This window comes from Collinsella aerofaciens (assembly GCF_039836695.1).
In the GTDB taxonomy this organism is placed as follows: domain Bacteria; phylum Actinomycetota; class Coriobacteriia; order Coriobacteriales; family Coriobacteriaceae; genus Collinsella; species Collinsella aerofaciens_BD.
The window spans coordinates 19067-36486 of sequence record NZ_JBDPAC010000021.1 but is presented as its reverse complement, the minus strand read 5'-3'; the positions used below and the strand labels follow the sequence as shown (position 1 = coordinate 36486).

Below are 17420 nucleotides of genomic sequence, written 5' to 3'. Positions count from 1 at the left end.
CCATCGCGCCGAGAGTACTGCGGGGTCAGCCCGTGGGAGGCCAGGGCGCCGCTGACCGGTGGACGGCACCGAGCCGTACGCTTGAACTTGGAAGGGGGAGGCCTCGCGGCCTCCCCCCTTTTTGCGTTTACGGGCTTTTTGTCTCACATAGTAGCTGTGTTTTATAACCCTCGTTTGTCGCATCTTCTGTGAACGGGCTACAATAACTTAGTCTGTGCGATATGGAGGTGAACATGGCTGAAGCTGGTATCGGCGTTGATATCGTCGAGATTTCCCGTATGAAATCAATTCTTGAAAAGACGCCGTCGTTTGCTCGGCGTGTGTTTACCGAAGAAGAGCGTGCGTATTGCGATGCATCATCGCGTCCCGCTGCTCACTATGCGAGCCGCTTTGCTTCGCGCGAGGCGGTGCTTAAAGCTCTCGGCACGGGTTTTAGTCAAGGCGTGGGTCGCAAGGATGTTTCGGTAACGCGTGATAAACTCGGCAAACCGAAGGCGCTGCTTTCGGGCCGTGCACTCGAGATCGCTCATGAGCTGGGTGTTGTTGAGGTCGCTCTTTCCATTACGCTTACAGGAGACTTAGCCGTTGCGAATGCCATCGCGATTACCGAAGATGCTCGGCCTAAGCCAAAAGATGAAAAGGTGAGCACTAAGAAACGTGTTGCGCAGACATTTAAAGAGGCTCGCTCTGTTTTAGATGAGCTTGAGCAGCTGCAGAATTCAGCATTGACGGAGCACCTGGGCGATGCTTCGCAAGATACGCTAGGAGCATAGATGAAACCGGTTTTGAGTACCGAAGAAGTCGTTCGTCTCGAGGATATCATCGAACGCGAAGGGACTTCGAAGGCCGAGCTTATGGAGCTAGCGGGTGAGTTTGCCGCCAACGAGGTCTTGAAGCTCAATCCCGATCGGGTTCTCGTTCTGGTCGGTTTTGGTAATAATGGCGGCGACGGTTGGGTTGCCGCCGATATCCTGAGCCATAAGGGTGTGGACGTCGATATCGTTTCTCCGGTTGAGCCGGATGAGATTCCTGCTGCTCTGGCACGTCATGTTGCTCGTCGTACTGCCGGCCGCGATGTGCACGTTTGCGTCGGCCCCTCGCGTGACGAACTCGAGGTTTTGATCGATAAGGCCGATGTTGTTGTCGATGCCATATTTGGTACCGGTTTCCACGGGAATCTGCGTGCGCCGTTCTCCATCTGGATTCCTACGGTCAATGAATGCGCCGATTGTGTCGTATCCATTGATGTCCCCTCGGGCCTGAATGCCGAGACGGGCGTTGTTGATGACGACTGCATTCGTGCCGAGCATACGGTGACGATGATTGCGCCCAAGATTGGTCTGTATAGCGCTGATGGCCCTGAGTATGCTGGCGATTTGATTTGCGGCAATCTTTACGACCGTCTTGACGAGGTCATCGATGATGTCGACCACGCCGCCGAGATTGTCGAGCCCGGTGACTTAGTTGATTTCTTTGCTCCACTTCCTACGAATATCGATAAGTATTCCCGTGGCTCTGTGCTTATTGTCGCCGGATCTGCGCAATATCCTGGTGCTGCCATTATGGCGGCCAAGTCTGCAGCTCGCGCGGGTGCTGGTTACGTGGCAGTCGCGGCTCCTGACGCCTGCGCTAATCTTATTCGCATGGCACTTCCTTCGATTCCCGTCTTTGCTATTCCGTCTGATTCCCGCGGCTCCTTTGGCGCCGCTGCGCGCATGACGGTGTGCGAGATTGCAAAGAAGTACAGCTGCGTACTGTGCGGTCCCGGTATGACGACGTCTGCCGGCGCTATGCAGGTGGTTTCGGGCTTGCTCGAGCTTGATGTACCGCTTATTTTGGATGCCGATGCACTCAACTGCCTTGCTAAGATTGCCATTGACGGTATTGATAGTAACCCCGAGATGTATCGTCGCGAGCAGCCGTTGGTTATGACGCCGCACTATCGTGAGCTTTCGCGTCTGGTTGCCGGTGACGAGGTGAACGACCTTGGTACCGCGATTGCGGCCGCGCAGAAGGTTGTCTGGGCTGCAGGCTCCGACAACCTGGTTGTCATTGCCAAGGGGCCGACGACGGCTATCTGTGGCGTTGAGCGTGTGCTGCTGCCGCTCTCGGGTCCGGCTTCTCTGGCAACTGCCGGTTCGGGTGATGTTCTCGCGGGTATTTTGGCCGGCACGCTTGCCACCATGCGCGACGAGATGGATCGTTGGGAGTTGCTGTATTCGTACGCCGTCGCACTTCACAGCTACGCCGGTTTTGCCGCGGCGACGGAGTATGGTGAGAAGAGCGTTATCGCGACCGATCTTATCGACTTGATCGGTCCTGCCATGGAGCTGGCGGCAAAGGATGCGCTCGAAGATCTGGGAATCATGGACGAAGGGTCGGATGACTAATCATGAATAAAGCCGATTTGACGCGCTGGTCCTGGGTCGAGATCGACCGCGGGGCGCTCCGTCGCAACACGAGGGCCTATAAGAATTTGCTGAATCCACGTCAGCGCCTGTGCTGCGTGGTTAAGGCCGATGCTTATGGTCATGGAGCTGTTGGGTGCGCCAAGATCATGTATTCGGCCGGTGCCGACATGTTTGCCGTGGCGACGGTTAACGAGGGCGTTGAGCTCCGACAGGGCGGGATTACGAAACCTATCCTCATCCTAAGCGAGCCGCCTATCGAGGCCATTCCGACGTTGCTCGAGTTTGATATCATGCCCTCGGTCTATACGTCTGACTTTGCTCTTGCGTATGGCGAATGTGCCGTCGCGGCGGGCAAAGTGGGCAAGTATCATCTCGCCATCGAGACGGGCATGAATCGTATCGGCGTTCACTACACGCAGGTGCTTGACTTTGTCCGCGGTATTAATTTCCATCGCGGTATTCAGTGCGACGGCGTATTTACGCACTTCGCCACGGCCGATGAACCTTCGGGCTGGGACTACAAACTGCAGTGTCAGCGCTTTACCGAGGCCGTTCAGGCCATTAAGGATGCGGGCTTTGAGTGCGGTATCGTGCACTGCGCCAACACGCCGTCCTCGATGCTCGACCCTTCGATGCATTTTGATATGATTCGCGCCGGCGTTGGCTTGTATGGAATGCAGCCGTGCGAGCTGAGTGGCCGCGTGATGCAGCTTGATCCCGTTATGAGCGTCCATGCGCGTGTGACGCGCGTGGCACACCCTGCGATGGGCGAGGGCGTGGGCTACGGTTTTACCTACCGCGTACCGCGTACGCGCGTTCAGATCTGCACGCTGCCGATCGGTTATGCCGATGGCCTATCGCGTACGCTTTCCAATCGTATGGATGTGCTGTATCGCGGCGAGCGCGTGCATCAGGTTGGCAATATCTGCATGGACCAGTTTATGGTCGCCATTCAGTCCAACCCGGCACACGAGATTCCCGAGGCCGAGTATGGTGACGAGATGATTATTGTCGGCCGCGATGGCGATGCCGAGATCACTATGGACGAGATGGCCCGACTGCGCGGAACGATTAACTACGAGGTCGCCTGCGGCTTTGGCATGCGTCTCGACAAGGTCTACGTGTAGGAGCCGCTATGGGCGTCATGCACATCCCCGGCCATACCCATCAGGCACCACGTGAGGTCGCACTCGAGGAAATTGAGGCCGTTCTGGGCGATTGTCACCTCTGCCAGCTCTACCAGTCGCGTCACAATATCGTGTTTGGCGTGGGAAACCCCCGCGCTCGTGTGATGTTTATTGGCGAGGCGCCGGGCCGCAATGAGGATTTGCAGGGCGAGCCCTTTGTGGGGGCGGCAGGCGAGGACCTCAACGGCATTTTGTCGCTGGCGGGGCTCAAACGCGAAGACGTCTACATTGCCAACGTGCTTAAGTGCCGCCCGCCGGGAAACCGCAATCCACGTCCCGAGGAAGTGCTGGCTTGCTCGCCGTTTTTGCGTGAGCAGATTCGAAGCATCTGGCCCGATATTATCGTGACGCTCGGCAACCCCGCGACGCACTTTGTGCTTAAGACCGAGATTGGCATTACTAAGCTGCGCGGCAGGTTCCACCAGATGGGGCATTTTGTAGTAATGCCCACGTTCCATCCGGCAGCAGCGCTACGCAATCCGGCGTGGCAGGAACTGCTGGAGGAAGACTTTAAGATGCTGGGCGACTATCTGGAGCGACATCCCGCACCAGAGGACGCCTCGGAATAATAAGGAGCATATATGTCCCTGGAGCGCCTGGGGGTAGGTACTTACAAAACGACTTGCGCTGCCGATACGGAGTACTTTGGCGAGCTAATTGCACCGTGCCTTGAGGACGGCGATGTGCTCATCCTGACCGGTGGCCTGGGAGTGGGCAAAACTCACTTTACCAAGGGCGTCTCGCGCGGGCTGGGCGATGAGCATATGGTTACGAGCCCTACGTTTGCGCTCATGGCCGTTCACGATCAAGGTCGTATTCCGCTGTTTCACTTTGATCTATACCGTCTGGAGCATGCCTACGAGCTCGAGGATACGGGCATTTTCGATGTGCTGGGCTATGAGGGTGCTTGCCTGCTGGAATGGGGCGAACAATTCCAAGACGAGCTGACGGATGAGTATCTTTCGGTGACGCTCAAGCGTGATGAGGGCGACAGTGATGTGCGAACGATAACGCTCGAGGCGCACGGTGACCGCGCAATGGAGCTTTCCCATTTGATTGATAAGGCTGTACAAGATGAGCTTGCATAACGACAACGCGCTGGTGGTGGCGCTCGATACCTCGACCGACATGCTTGCCTGCGCGGCAAGCTGGATTGATGGGCAGACGGGCGAGACGAAGCTCGTGAGTGGCGACCACATGTGTCGCCGTCACGCCAACGTTGAGCTCGTGAATACCGTTGATGGCGTGCTGGCTCAAGTCGGTCTGGATCGCAGCGATGTTGGTTGCTACGTGGTCGGCCGCGGCCCAGGGTCGTTTACGGGTGTGCGCATCGGCATCTCCACTGCCAAGGGCCTCGCGCGCGGTGCCAATGTTCCGCTGCTGGGCGTGTCGACGCTCGACGCTTGCGCTTGGACGGCGTGGAAGGCTGGCGTGCGCGGCAAGCTTGGTATCTTGGCCGATGCCATGCGCGGTGAGGTATATCCGGCACTATATATGCTGGGCGATGAGGGTCCCGAGCGTCAATTTGAGCGCGAACACGTGGTCAAGGCCGCCGTGGCGCTCGATGAGTGGCGCCGAGCAGCGGACTGGGACCAGGTTCAGCTGACCGGTGACGGTCTCGTGCGCTATGGCAAGCTGCTGGGTGAGGACGAGACCGCCCGCTGCGTGGAGCGCGACCTGTGGTGGCCTTCGGGCGAGGGCTTGCTGCTCGCGCACGCTGCGGGTGACGGCGATCCGGCTCGCGTCCTGCCGATTTACACGCGCCTTTCGGATGCCGAGGAAAACGAGCGCAAGCGTCTTGGTCTTGCCGAGAGTGCGCAGAGCGAAATTACGGGCGTTGCCGATGAGCTCGCCGGTCGTCATCTGCAGTTCCGTCCCATGGGCGCGGCGGATGCCGAGGGCGCGAGCGCGCTAGAGGCTGCCTGCTTTGAAGGTGCCGGACACGAGGCGTGGACGCCGGGCATGTTCCTGTCCGAACTGGGCGAGGACGTCGCTGCGCCGCGTAGTTGGTGGGTGGCACACGACGACGGCAAGCTGCTGGGCCTTGCCGGCGGTATGGTCGTGGACGGTGATGTGCAGATTCTGGATGTCGCCGTCGACTCGGCACATCGCCGTGAGGGCATTGCCCGCAAGCTGCTGTCGCATGTGAGCTATGATGCCCAGATGCTCGGCTGCACCACGGCTTCGCTCGAGGTCGAGGACGGCAACGAGGGCGCGATTGCGCTCTATGCCGCTCTGGGCTTTACCGAGGTGGGTCGTCGTCGTGGCTACTACGGTGTCGGCAAAGACGCCATCGTCATGACGGCCCCACTTCCCCTCGTACTTCCGGTCGATAACGCCTCGCCCGAGCCGACGGCAGCCGAGCAACGCGTATGGCCGCTGCCTGCGCCTGGGCGCTCCGAGGGGGAGCGCGCCGAAATTGAGCGCCGCCGCCTGGTGCTCGCTATCGAGAGTTCCTGCGACGAGACGGCCGTGGCGATTATCGATGCGGATGGCAATATGCTGGCCAACCAGGTGTCGACACAGATTGATTTTCATGCCCGCTTTGGCGGCGTGGTGCCCGAGATCGCCTCGCGCAAACACGTTGAGGTGATTGTGAGTGTCGTGGATGCGGCGCTCGAGGATGCCGCAGCATCGCTTGGTCTTGAGGGTGGAGCCATTGCTCCCAGCGAGCTTGCCGCCGTGGGCGTGACACAGGGTCCGGGCCTGGTGGGCGCCCTCGTGGTGGGCGTTGCCTTTGCCAAAGGCTTTGCCTACGCTGCCGGTAAGCCGCTCGTATGCGTCAACCATCTGGAGGGGCACCTGTTTGCCAACCTGCTGGCGCAACCCGACCTCAAACCGCCGTTTATCTTCACGCTTGTCTCGGGTGGGCACACCATGCTCGTGCACGTGAAGGCGTGGGGCGACTACGAGGTGCTCGGTGAGACGCTCGACGACGCTGTGGGCGAGGCCTTCGACAAGGTAGCCAAGGCGTTGGGTCTGGGCTATCCCGGTGGCCCCATCATTTCCAAGCTGGCCGAGACGGGCAACCCCAAGGCGATCGATTTCCCCCGTGCGCTTAACAGCAGGGGAGACTATCGCTTCTCGCTTTCGGGCCTTAAAACCGCTGTGACGCTCTACATTGAACAGGAGACCAAGGCCGGGCGCACGATTCACCTGCCCGATCTGGCAGCTTCGTTTGAGGCAGCTGTCTTTGACGTGCAGTACAAGAAGGCCAAAAACGCATTGCACGCTACCGGATGCAAGGAATACTGCATCGGTGGCGGCGTCTCGGCCAACCCGCATCTGCGCGAGATGATGATCAAGAAGCTTGGGCGTCAGGGGATTCGCGTAACGGTGCCGCCCTTGTCTGCCTGTACCGATAACGCCGCCATGATCGCGGAGGTCGCTCGCCGTAAATTCGACCGAGGTGAAATCTCGCCGTTCGACGTCGACGCCGATCCGAACATGACGCTGTAGCTGGTACGGCGCGGTCCCCGGACGGAGGGGCCGGATATAAGGTTTCCTGCTCTACAGTCCTGCGCAAGACGAAGGCCACATTAAGTGGCCTTCTTTGCGTGCGGAACTCGCGATAAACCTTATATCCGGCCCCTCCGTCCGGGGACCTTTCTGTATCGATATAGCTTCTGAGCTGGTTTGGCGTCGACAACGTCCAGCAAGGTTAACAAGCCAGCGTCGAATTTCCAGCGTTCTTTAGCTGAAAGAAAAAGTTGGTGTGCGGAGCTTTGCTCCGCATTTGGGATGGGAGCCCCTCGGGAGCGGGCGGGCGTATACAAGGTTTATCGCGAGTTCCGCACGAGCCGGAGAGCACTTAATGTGCTCTCCGTGCGAGCAGGACTGTAGAGCAGGAAACCTTGTATACGCCCGCCCGCTCCCGAGGGACATCTCTCATGCAAAAACTGTCGCTGGGTAAAGTCCGAGGTCAGTGGCGTTTTATACCGAGAAATCCAAAAAAGTTGAAAATTCATTACAAATTTGCGTTGACTTTAGGTAACTAAAGTTTCATACTCCTTTTCAACCACTGGGGGATGTGAACACGCACGGATCGTTCGCATCATGATTGAAGAGGATTTCTTAGACATGTTCACGCATCAGCTAAACATTATCAGCGTAGTAATTATCTGATGCGGGTTAGCACATACAGCTAGCCCGTACGATAACGGGCGGCTGATGAAGATGAGGGCCGTCGAGCGCAACCGACGGCCCTCATTTTTTATGTCTAGGAAGTTCTTTTTAGAGGAGGAAATGTAATGAACGGAGTTTTGCTCATGGTTGTGGCCGCGGCGGTGCTCGCCTGCGGCTATCTGGGCTACGGCCGCTGGCTGGCCAACAAGTGGGGCGTTGACAAAGAGGCCCTCACGCCGGCCAAGCGCATGAAGGACGGCAACAGCTTCTCGCCCGTCTCCGCCTTCACTGCGTTTTCGCACCAGTTCAGCTCGATCTGCGGTGCTGGCCCTGTCACGGGTACGATCGTCGCCATGGCCTTTGGCTGGCTGCCCGTCGTGCTCTGGGTCCTCGTCGGCGGCATCTTCTTTGGCGCCGTCCACGACTTTGGTGCCCTGTACGCTTCGATGAAGAACAACGGCAAGTCACTCGCTCAGCTCATCGAGAAGTATATCGGCAAGACCGGCCGTCGCCTGTTCCTGCTGTTCTGCTGGCTGTTCTGCATCATCGTCATCGCCGCCTTTACCGACATGGTCTGCAAGACGTTCATGTTCACCCCGGCCGTTGACGCTTCTGGTGCTGCTACCGGTGCCATCGACTTCACCAAGTCCTATGCCGCCGGCTGCGCTGGTACCATCTCCATCCTGTTCACCTTCGTCGCTATCGCCTTTGGTTGGGCCCAGAAGAAGTTCAACCTCACCGGCGCTGCCGAGTTCGTCACCGGCGTGGTCCTTATGGTTCTCATGTTCGCCGTCGGTATGCAGTTTCCGGTCTACCTGGATAAGTTCCAGTGGTTCGCCGTCGTCATGGTCTACCTGGTCTTCGCTGGCGCTATGCCCATCCAGATGCTCAAGACCCCGCGTGACTACCTCACTTCCATCATGATGATCGTCATGATCGTCTGCGCTGTCCTCGGCATCGTCGTCCTGGGCGTCAACGGTCAGGCCACTATCACCGCTCCGGTCTTCACCGGCTTCTCCACTGCCTCCGGCATGATGTTCCCGGTCCTGTTCGTCTCCGTCGCTTGCGGTGCTCTCTCCGGTTTCCACAGCCTCGTTTCTTCCGGCACCTCTTCCAAGCAGGTCGAGAAGGAGCAGGACGCCGTCAAGGTCGGTTACGGCGCAATGATCGTCGAGTCCTTCGTCGGCATCCTTGCCATCATCGTTGCCGGCATCATGTTCTCCGATATGAACACCGCCGGTACCGGCGCCCTCAACGCCGGTGTCGCTTCCACCCCGTTCCAGATCTTCGCCGCTGGCATCTCCCGCGGTATGCAGGCCTTCGGTGTTGACGGCACGCTCGCTACCGTCTTCATGACCATGAACGTCTCCGCTCTGGCCCTGACCTCGCTCGACGCCGTCGCCCGCATCGCCCGCACCTCGTTCTCCGAGTTCTTTGCCCAGACCAACGACGCCCTGGCCATCGAGTCCAAGGCCGGCTACATGAAGGTCCTCGGCAACCCCTGGTTCGCCACGGTCGTCACCCTGCTTCCCGGTCTCGCCCTCGCTTTTGGTGGCTATGCCAACATCTGGCCGCTCTTTGGTGCTTCCAACCAGCTGCTCGGCGGCATGACCATGATCACCCTCGCCGTGTTCTGCAAGTGCACCGGCCGCAAGGGTTGGATGCTCTACGTGCCCGTCGCCTTCCTGCTCTGCTGCACCTTCACCTCGCTGGTCCAGAGCGCCATGGGCTGCATGGCCGCCGTCCAGGCTTACGGCTTCTTCGGCACCATCCCGGCTACCGCCACCACGGCCGCCGTCTCCGTCGCCGCCACCAAGGGCCTGCAGCTCGTCTTTGCCGTCCTGCTGATGGTCCTGGGCCTCATCGTCGCCGTCAACTGCCTCAAGGAGTTCTTCGGCAAGGAGGCTGGCTCCATGCCTGATGAGGAGCCCGAGTGGTCCGAGATGGGCAAGGCCGAGTACGGTCGCGCCGCTGCCGCCGAGGCTCCCGCTGACGCCGAGGCCGCCAAGGCCTAGTCGGTCGGACGGGTTGAATCTCCCATCCATTTGACTCGGAAAGACCGGGTCCGCGACTTTGCGGGCTCGGTCTTTTTTCATGCAAAAGTGGGTGACGCTCGAGTGTGCTCGAGTGTTCTCGCAGATGTTTTGCATGGATAAGGGCGCGCGTTGTACCATATAAACGTATATGTGTACATATGAAAGGGGCCCCGTGGCCAAGACGGTATATTCCGATAACCAAAATAATGTCGATGCCCTGGCTGAGCGTCTGAGCAGCCAGACATCGCTTTCTGCTGAGCGTGCCAAGCTGGTTGCCTACGACCTGCTTTGCCGCAAGGCGCTCAAGATCAAGTCGAGCGCGCTGGCGCAAATTTTCCGCTCCGTCGATAAGGAATGTGACACCAAGGCGATGCGCGATGAGCTTATCGCGGCAAATATCGTGACCAAGATCGAGGGTAGCGGCATTAACGGGCGCCCGGCGTTCTATACCATCAATGCCGAGATCCGCGATGCCCAGGAGCAGCCTGCCGAGTCCGTCGAGGATTTTGTCGTCGAGGATTCCGCTGACGTGCCTGCTGTGGAAGAAGCTGCTCCGCGTGAGCATGTCGATACCGATGAGTTGCTCGATGAGAACGTCGTGCGTGCCTTTACGGCCAAGGCAGGACGCGGCGATTTTGGCGGGGGCGGCAAGCGCGATGCACAGCGCCGCGCCCAGCAGGAGCGCTTCCGTCGCGCCGTTGCTCGAAAGGGCGAGACGGATGCCGAGGCTGTTGAGACCGAGGTTGCTGCCGAGTCGCAGAAGCCCACGAAGGAGCAAAAGCCCGTGGAGGCCCAAGAGCCCAAGCGTCGTCGCGGTGCTCACTTTAAGGCTGCAGCGCAGGATGCCGCGCGTGAGGTTGAAGAGTCTTCTGAGGTTGCAGACGATGTTGAGGAGTCTGCCAAGAAGGCTCCGGGTTCGTGTCGTCCCGGCCGCGGTTTTGCGGGACGTGCGTATCCCGTAAAGCGTCAGGAGAAGGGCGAGTCGGTTTCGACCACCCAGGACGAGAAGGCCGTTGAGCCGGTGGCTCGCGAGCAAAAGCCTGTTGAGCCGCAGCTTGAGGTTGATGCCGAGGCCAAGGGCCAGCAGCCTACTGATGAGCAGACGGAGCAGAGCGCGTCGAGCAAGCCTCGCCGCCGTCGCCATCGTGGAGGCCGCAGTTCCCATGCCGAGACTGCAACCGAGAAGACCACGCCGCAGAACGAGGATGCGAAGGCCGAGGTTTCTTCGGGGCAGCCTAAGCGCCAGTCAGCGAAGGAGAGCAAGTCCGATCGTCCGCAGAAGCAGGCGTCTATGCCGAAGCGCGAGCGCAATTCCCAAGGCGATTCTAAGCGCAAGTCTCAGAAGAAGCCGGAGTCTGCCGCAGTAGATACTGCTGCCCGGCAGCCCGAGTCGGCCGCCCACGGCGAGGTCTCGGCGTTTGCCCTTGCCCGCGTTTTAGGCAGGCAGCTGCTCAAGGTTGTCCCCACGCCTATGGCGCTCTCCAAGATCAAGGAGCAGCAGACACAGATCGTAAAGGTCGAGGGCAAGGACGGCAAAAAGGCTCCGCAGCGCACTCAGCACAACGAGATGTCCAACCGCAAGATTGCCGAGGAAATCGCAATCATCCAGGCTTGGATCGAGCAGAACCGAGGTGCCGATACGCCGGTTGCCTCGCGCCGCCAGCGTGCCTACCAGATCTTTAACGACGAGAAGGCATTTGACGGCAAGCACGGTGAGCGCCTGATCAGGCGTATGACCGAAAAGGGCATCAGCATGCAGGCGATCAAGGTCGCCCCCAATCGCCCCGTGCACTTTACGGGCTTCTTTACGCTGGGAGCCGACAAGCCGTTCATTATGGTCGAGAACCTGGACACCTACGACGAGATCGTCAAGCTGCTGCGTGGCCGCAAGCACGCCAAGCTCTTTGGCATCAAGGTGGGCGGCGTGATTTTTGGCGGCGGCTGCAAAGCGAGCGTCTCGCACGCACTGGATGATTATCTGGCCGAGATTGGCTATCGCTTTAACTACGTCTACTACGTGGGCGATATCGATCGCGAGGGCGCGCGCATCGTCGAGCAGGCTCGCAATGCCAATGTGGTTGAGATTCGCCTGCATGCCGGCATGTACCGCGCCATGCTCGCCGAGCATAAGCGTCGCGTGAAGGCCGGCGGAGAGTGCGAGCCCGCGGCTGCCAACCAGGGTGTGCCGCAGAACCTGGCAGCGACGATCAAGGATCTGCCCATGGTTACGCGCGTGCAGTTCCGCAACGTGCTGCGCGAGGGCGGGCGCATTCCGCAGGAGATTCTGATGACCGCAGACTATCGGGATGGCGACTCGGGAAGCTTCGACCGCATGCTGAACAATTAGATTCCGCCGTTCTACCGAACGGCGGTCTTCTTGACGCTGCGAGGGGCCCTGGCACGGCAATCTGACGTTCAACTTCGGCGGCGCGACCAGAAGGTCAGCGCCGCCTTGTTTCACGTCACCTTGCCATACCAGGGCCCCTCTCGCTGTCACGTCCAAAACATCGAGGTTAAGTGGCCTCCTGTTCGTGCGGAACTCGCGATAAACCTAAGCCGGTGTCCCCGCTCTCCCGGGGCCTGTGGTTACCTGGTTGTTGCATGCGGCTCGCTTTTCGGAACTGGGCTGATATTTTCTTGATGTTAGGCGCTCTTGGTCCTAATGGGCTTGGGGCGCCTTCGCGTTTCCTCAGCTCCGCACCCTTGCGGGTTCGAATCCCTCCGCTTGCCCACAAGAAAGCGCCCTGGGCCGTTATGGGCTCAGGGCGCTCAATTTTAATGGCTGGGACGGAGGGATTCGAACCCCCAACAGCCGGCACCAAAAACCGGAGTTCTACCGTTGAACTACGTCCCAATGTGTGGTGTTGCCCAAAAGCAACTCGTTTAGTTTACCTAATCTGCGAGGGCATCGCAAACGCCATCGAGCAGGCGTACGGCGAGTGTCTGCGCGTCGCTGGCCGTGAAGGTGCCGTTGTAGCGCGTCATGCCCGTGAGCTCAATGCGAATGCGAGCCGGCTTCTGCTGCGCGGCGACATTGGCGGTGCGGATGCGCTGGGCCAGGTTGTGGCACTCGGCGAGGGCAATCGTGGCGCGCGGTGCGGCGTCGGCGGGCAGCTCGTCGCTTGCGATTTCGAGCACCAGGTCAACGTCGGTTGGGACCTCGGAGTCACAGAGCATCATGCCGCTGTTGTCGGTCGTTGCCGTGGCGATATTCCACATGCGCGACGCAACGCTGCGTGCGATGGGGTCCTCGCCGATAACGGCAATCTGGAAGCGCTCGAGCACGTTGGCGGCGCGAGCAAAACCGATGCGGGACTCGGCTTCGGTGACCGAGGGCTTGCCCTCCCACACATGGTGCAGGCGGTTGATGTAGGCGTAGGTGTCCTGGAAGGCCATGCCGTCGGCAAACAGGCCGACATTTTCCTGGAACTGCTGCAGGGCGGCCTCGGTATGCGGACCAAAGTAGCCGTCGTCTTCGCCACAGGCAAAGCCCAAAACGTTGAGAGCGCGCTGCAGGGCCTGCACATCGGCGCCATGGAAATTGGGCATGCGCAGATAGAGGGTGCGGTCGCCCAGTTTATACGAGGCGTCGACCAGAGCGCTCCAGCAGGGGATATCGACGGCACAGCCAGCGGCAAGGCCGCTATCGAGCCTAAAGGTGCCAACAGCCTGTTCGGTGGTGGTGCCAAAGCGCTTGTCGGCAACCTCGGTGTCATCGATTGTATAGCCGAGCTGCAGAAGGCGGGACTGGACGTCCTCGACGGCTGCTCCCTGCATGCCCGTTGTAATAGGTTCCATGAACGAACCCCTTTCGGCGTACCATTCGTACTATTTGAGCGTATGTCGGATAGACAACGCAAAGGGATGCATAAACATGCACTCAACAGTGTAGCAAGTTGTACCCAAATACGCTGCTGACAGGTTTTATAACCCCCGCTAGTTAAGGCGCTCCACAAAGAAATCTGCCATGGAGAGGAACAGCTCGCGTGCATGCGGGTCGAGCGAAACGTCCTCGATGGCGGCCTTAGCTTTGGCGGTCAGGTCCAGTGCGTAGGCGTGGGCGTAATCGATAGAGCCAGTCTCCTGGAAGATTTCCACGGCGCGCGCGAGCTGCGCGGGGTCCTCGGTGCCCGAGGAGAGGATCGCTTCAATCTCGTCGTGATAGCGCTCATCGGAGAGGGCGTGTACGGCGACAAGCGTGCGCTTGCCCTCGGTGATGTCGGTGCGGAAGTCCTTGTTGGCGGCCTCCTTGGTACCGATCAAGTTGAGCAGATCATCTTGAATCTGGAAGGCAAGGCCCGTGTGCAGGCCAAAGGCGCGCAGCGCCTCAATTTGCTCCTCGCTGCCTCCGCCGATGATGGCTCCGGTGGCAAGCGGCGTGGCTCCGCTGTAGTACGCGGTCTTGTGCGTCGCCATGTCCAGGTAATCGTCGACCGAGATGTCGAAGCGCCCGTCGCGTACCCAACCCAGGTCGAGCGCCTGGCCCTCGATGGTACGAACGATCATCTCGGTGAGCTCGTGGAGCACGCGGAGTTTTACGTTGGGCTCCAGCGTGGGGTCGTCGAGAACCGTCTTGGTGACCATGGTAAGTGCCAGGTCGCCGCAGTTGATAGCAAGCCCCGTGCCCTCGGTGAGGTGCATGCAGGGCTTACCGCGGCGCAGCTGCCCGTTATCGGCGATGTCGTCGTGGATGAGCGCACCCGACTGGAAATGCTCGATGGCCGCCGCGGCGCTGCGGGCGCTCTCAAAGCTGCCGCCCACTGCGGTGGCGGCGAGCATGCAGATGAGCGGGCGGTGGCGCTTGCCGGCATTGGCGGTAAATGCCGAGAGCGGGGTATACAGGTAGCGCTCGATATCGGCAGAGGTCGCCTGTCCGTCAAAGAACGTGGCCAGATAGTCGTTGATCTGGTCAAAGTGCTGGGCTAAAAAGCTGGTAAACGGACTGGACACGGGTTCTCGCATTCTTTCTTAGGTTGCATCGTTGCGGTGTGCAGATACCATATTGCCACATTGGAGTTGCCGGCGCGTCTGTTTTGGCGATTTGGGGAAACGGGACGTGTGCGCGTGCCGGCTGCTTATATAAGCCTAAAGTGCTCGAGCGCCTTGACGACGCCATCTTTGTCGACCGAGTCGGTGATGTAGTCGGCGCGCTTTTTGAGATAGTCCGGCGCATTGCCCATGGCGATACCGACATCGACGGCGTTCATCAGCGAGACGTCATTGCTGGCGTCGCCGATGCCGTATACGGTTCCGTGGTGGGGATCGAGGGCGTCGAGTACAGACTGGATGCCCCCGCGCTTCGTGCATTCGCGGGGCGAGATTTCGGTTACCTCGAGTTCGAGCTCGTTAAAGCACAGCAGCGGCTCAAGTGCCTTATCTTGAGCGATGTGGTTGGCGAGCGATGTAGACATCAAGATCTTGTAGACACTGTAATGTTGCAGCTGCGTGACTGCGTCGCCCAGGGTGCGCGCGTATCCGGGGGCATCGGGGGCATCGGCACTCATGCGCACGACGCCGTTGAGGCCCTCAAAGCGGATGACCTCGCCCGATTGCTCAAGATAGGGGGCAAGATGCTGCAGCATGCTGGGCGTCATCGACAGATCGCGAATTGCGTGTCCGTTGATCTCGGCGTAACCGCCCGCAAGACAGACGATGCCGGTCCAGGGCAGCTCAAGAAGTTTGGGGTGGATGCAGCTGAGGGTGCGCCCCGTGCAGATAAAGGCCATGTTGCCGTTGGCGACAAACTCGCGGATTGCCTGCGAAACCGCCTCGTTGGGATAGGGGGAGAGGTCCCGCTCGTCTTCGGGAAGGTCTTGGGCGAGCCTGGGGTCTTGCCAGGCGAGCGTTCCGTCGATATCGAAGAAGCAGATATCGCCGCGCTTATGGGCTGCGCTGGCGGCAGGGGAGGCCGAGGTGGTGGGCACAAATTCCGGCTCGAGGCCCATGATCTGGTCAAAATGCTCTTTAACGCGGGGAACGGAGATGCCGATGACCACCTGGGCGGTCTTGCCGGTAATGATGAGGCCCTTGGCGCCCACCGCGACAAACGACGCGTTATCTGCAACGATGGAAGGGTCTGCGACCTCGACGCGCAGGCGCGTGGCGCAGTTGGTTGCGCCCACGATATTGCCAACGCCACCTAAAAGCTGAATTACCCGCTCAGCGAGGACGTGATCTTGATCGGATCGACTATCGACCTCGTCATTGGGGGATTGCTCTTTGGCAAAGTCGCTTCCCGTTAAACAATCGATTGCCGCGCGATTGGCAACATGATCCTCGCGGCCCGGTGTCTTAAGGTCATAGACCAAGATGAGTGCTCGAAAACTAACAAAAAAGATGAGGCTAAAGGCAAGGCCGATACCGAGCGCCAAAAGATAGGCACCGGCATGCGTGCGCATGAGCGGAATAAAGTTGAAGGCTGCCATCTCCATGAGGCCGCCCGAGAAGATGCCGACGATGCCAAAGAGATTCATGGTTGTGGCAAGGCAAGACGATAAGACGGCGTAGAGCAAAAAGAGCCCGGGGTGGGTGAACATAAAGAGAAACTCGAGTGGCTCGGTAACGCCGCAAACCACCGAGGCGACGATGGCGGGCAAAAGGATGACCTTAAGGCCGGCGCGGCGCTCTGGTTTTGCGGTGGAGTAGAACGCGGCTGCGATGGCGGGAAGGCCAAAGAGCTTGACCCAGCCGGTGGCGGTAAAACCGGCCCACGGCGCAAGTTCATTAAGGGGGCGCGTGCTATGGGAGAGGATGGGGAGCAAGCTGCTCCACGTGGCGTAGATGCCGTCGTTAATGACCAGGTTGTCGTAGTAGATCGGCATGTAGAGCAGGTGGTGCAGCCCCATGGGCTCGAGCGCTCGCTCCAAAAGCACAAAGATGCCCACGCCAAAGGGGCCGACGCTCGTAAGTGCATGGCGCAGCGTTTCGGTCATTGCGTATACGGAGGGCACGATGGCGGCCGAGATAGCGGCAAGGGCAAACACGGCAAAAAAGCTGATGAGGTAGACCAGCGAGGAGCCCGAGAAGGTGCCGAGCCAATCGGGAACCTTGGCATCGTAGAAGCGGTCATGGATGGCGACGACGGTTGCCGATACCGCCAGCGGGCCGATAATGCCGGTGTCGAGCGTCTTGATGCCGTCGATGATGGTGATGCCGCTAGCGGAGGTCAAAGACGACGGGTACTTAAGTCCAAGATTGTCTCCGCTCAGCTTAATGATCTCGCTCAAAAAGAAGCAGTAGGCAAAATAGGCGACGAGAGCCTCGAGGCAGCAACGAGCCGGTTGTTTTTGGGCAAGACCGATGGGCAGCGCTACGGCAAAAAGGAGCGGGAGGCGTTTAAAGACCGTCCACGAGCCGCGCTGGATGATGGTCCAAAAAGCGTACCAAGGGGTTCCGTATACGGCGAGATCGCCGACGATGTCCGCAGTCGTTGCGAGAGCGGAGACGCCGACCATGAGGCCTGATATAGAAAACAGCATGGCGGGCGCGAACATTGCCCCGCCAAAGCGTTGGATTTTTTGCAGCATGTTCTGCCTTCCGAATATCGAGGCGCGTTGCGCGTGGGGAAACGTTTAAACAATGGATTCATTGTAGAGGACCAGACGAGTGTCGTACCGGCAGTTTTGAGCGAAACCGATTTGGGCATGACAGAAACCGTCAAC

The 17420-nt window shown here is 59.5% G+C and carries 11 protein-coding genes and 1 tRNA gene; 8 read left to right on the top strand and 4 right to left on the bottom strand.

What is annotated here, in order from left to right:
* The first annotated feature begins 233 nt into the window (after positions 1–233).
* From acpS to ABG996_RS09005, 8 genes are all read left to right on the top strand, one after another.
* A complete protein-coding gene (gene acpS / locus ABG996_RS09040; protein ID WP_117630072.1) occupies positions 234–773 on the top strand; it encodes a holo-ACP synthase in 540 nt (179 codons plus the stop codon).
* On the top strand, positions 774–2390 hold the full coding sequence (locus ABG996_RS09035) for an NAD(P)H-hydrate dehydratase (protein WP_347479657.1): 1617 nt from the start codon (positions 774–776) through the stop codon (positions 2388–2390).
* Positions 2391–2392: 2 nt separating this feature from the next.
* Positions 2393–3538: an alanine racemase gene (gene alr, locus ABG996_RS09030; RefSeq protein WP_347479655.1), complete on the top strand. Its 1146-nt coding sequence runs from the start codon at positions 2393–2395 to the stop codon at positions 3536–3538.
* 8 nt (positions 3539–3546) lie between these two features.
* Positions 3547–4167, top strand: coding sequence for a uracil-DNA glycosylase (locus ABG996_RS09025; RefSeq protein WP_006235848.1), 621 nt, complete (start codon positions 3547–3549; stop codon positions 4165–4167).
* A 12-nt stretch (positions 4168–4179) separates the two neighbouring features.
* On the top strand, positions 4180–4686 hold the full coding sequence (tsaE, locus tag ABG996_RS09020; RefSeq protein WP_117735673.1) for a tRNA (adenosine(37)-N6)-threonylcarbamoyltransferase complex ATPase subunit type 1 TsaE: 507 nt from the start codon (positions 4180–4182) through the stop codon (positions 4684–4686).
* Positions 4673–7057, top strand: coding sequence for a tRNA (adenosine(37)-N6)-threonylcarbamoyltransferase complex transferase subunit TsaD (gene tsaD, locus ABG996_RS09015; RefSeq protein WP_346965428.1), 2385 nt, complete (start codon positions 4673–4675; stop codon positions 7055–7057). Before tsaE ends, tsaD begins: the two co-directional genes overlap by 14 nt.
* A gap of 791 nt (positions 7058–7848) precedes the next feature.
* Positions 7849–9738, top strand: coding sequence for a carbon starvation CstA family protein (locus tag ABG996_RS09010; RefSeq protein ID WP_196033790.1), 1890 nt, complete (start codon positions 7849–7851; stop codon positions 9736–9738).
* Between the two features lie 193 nt (positions 9739–9931).
* The gene (locus ABG996_RS09005) at positions 9932–12106 is read left to right on the top strand and encodes a hypothetical protein (RefSeq protein ID WP_161116109.1); all 2175 of its coding nucleotides are present in this window, start codon (positions 9932–9934) and stop codon (positions 12104–12106) included.
* A 432-nt stretch (positions 12107–12538) separates the two neighbouring features.
* Here ABG996_RS09005 and ABG996_RS09000 read toward each other — a convergent pair.
* From ABG996_RS09000 to ABG996_RS08985, 4 genes are all read right to left on the bottom strand, one after another.
* Positions 12539–12613, bottom strand: a tRNA-Gln gene (locus ABG996_RS09000).
* Positions 12614–12651: 38 nt separating this feature from the next.
* A complete protein-coding gene (locus ABG996_RS08995; protein WP_347479652.1) occupies positions 12652–13557 on the bottom strand; it encodes a peptidoglycan-binding domain-containing protein in 906 nt (301 codons plus the stop codon).
* Positions 13558–13695: 138 nt separating this feature from the next.
* Complete coding sequence (locus ABG996_RS08990) at positions 13696–14709, bottom strand: polyprenyl synthetase family protein (protein WP_347479650.1); 1014 nt, start codon at positions 14707–14709, stop codon at positions 13696–13698.
* Positions 14710–14834: 125 nt separating this feature from the next.
* The gene (locus ABG996_RS08985) at positions 14835–17285 is read right to left on the bottom strand and encodes a PTS transporter subunit EIIC (RefSeq protein WP_196033782.1); all 2451 of its coding nucleotides are present in this window, start codon (positions 17283–17285) and stop codon (positions 14835–14837) included.
* Positions 17286–17420 lie beyond the last annotated feature (135 nt).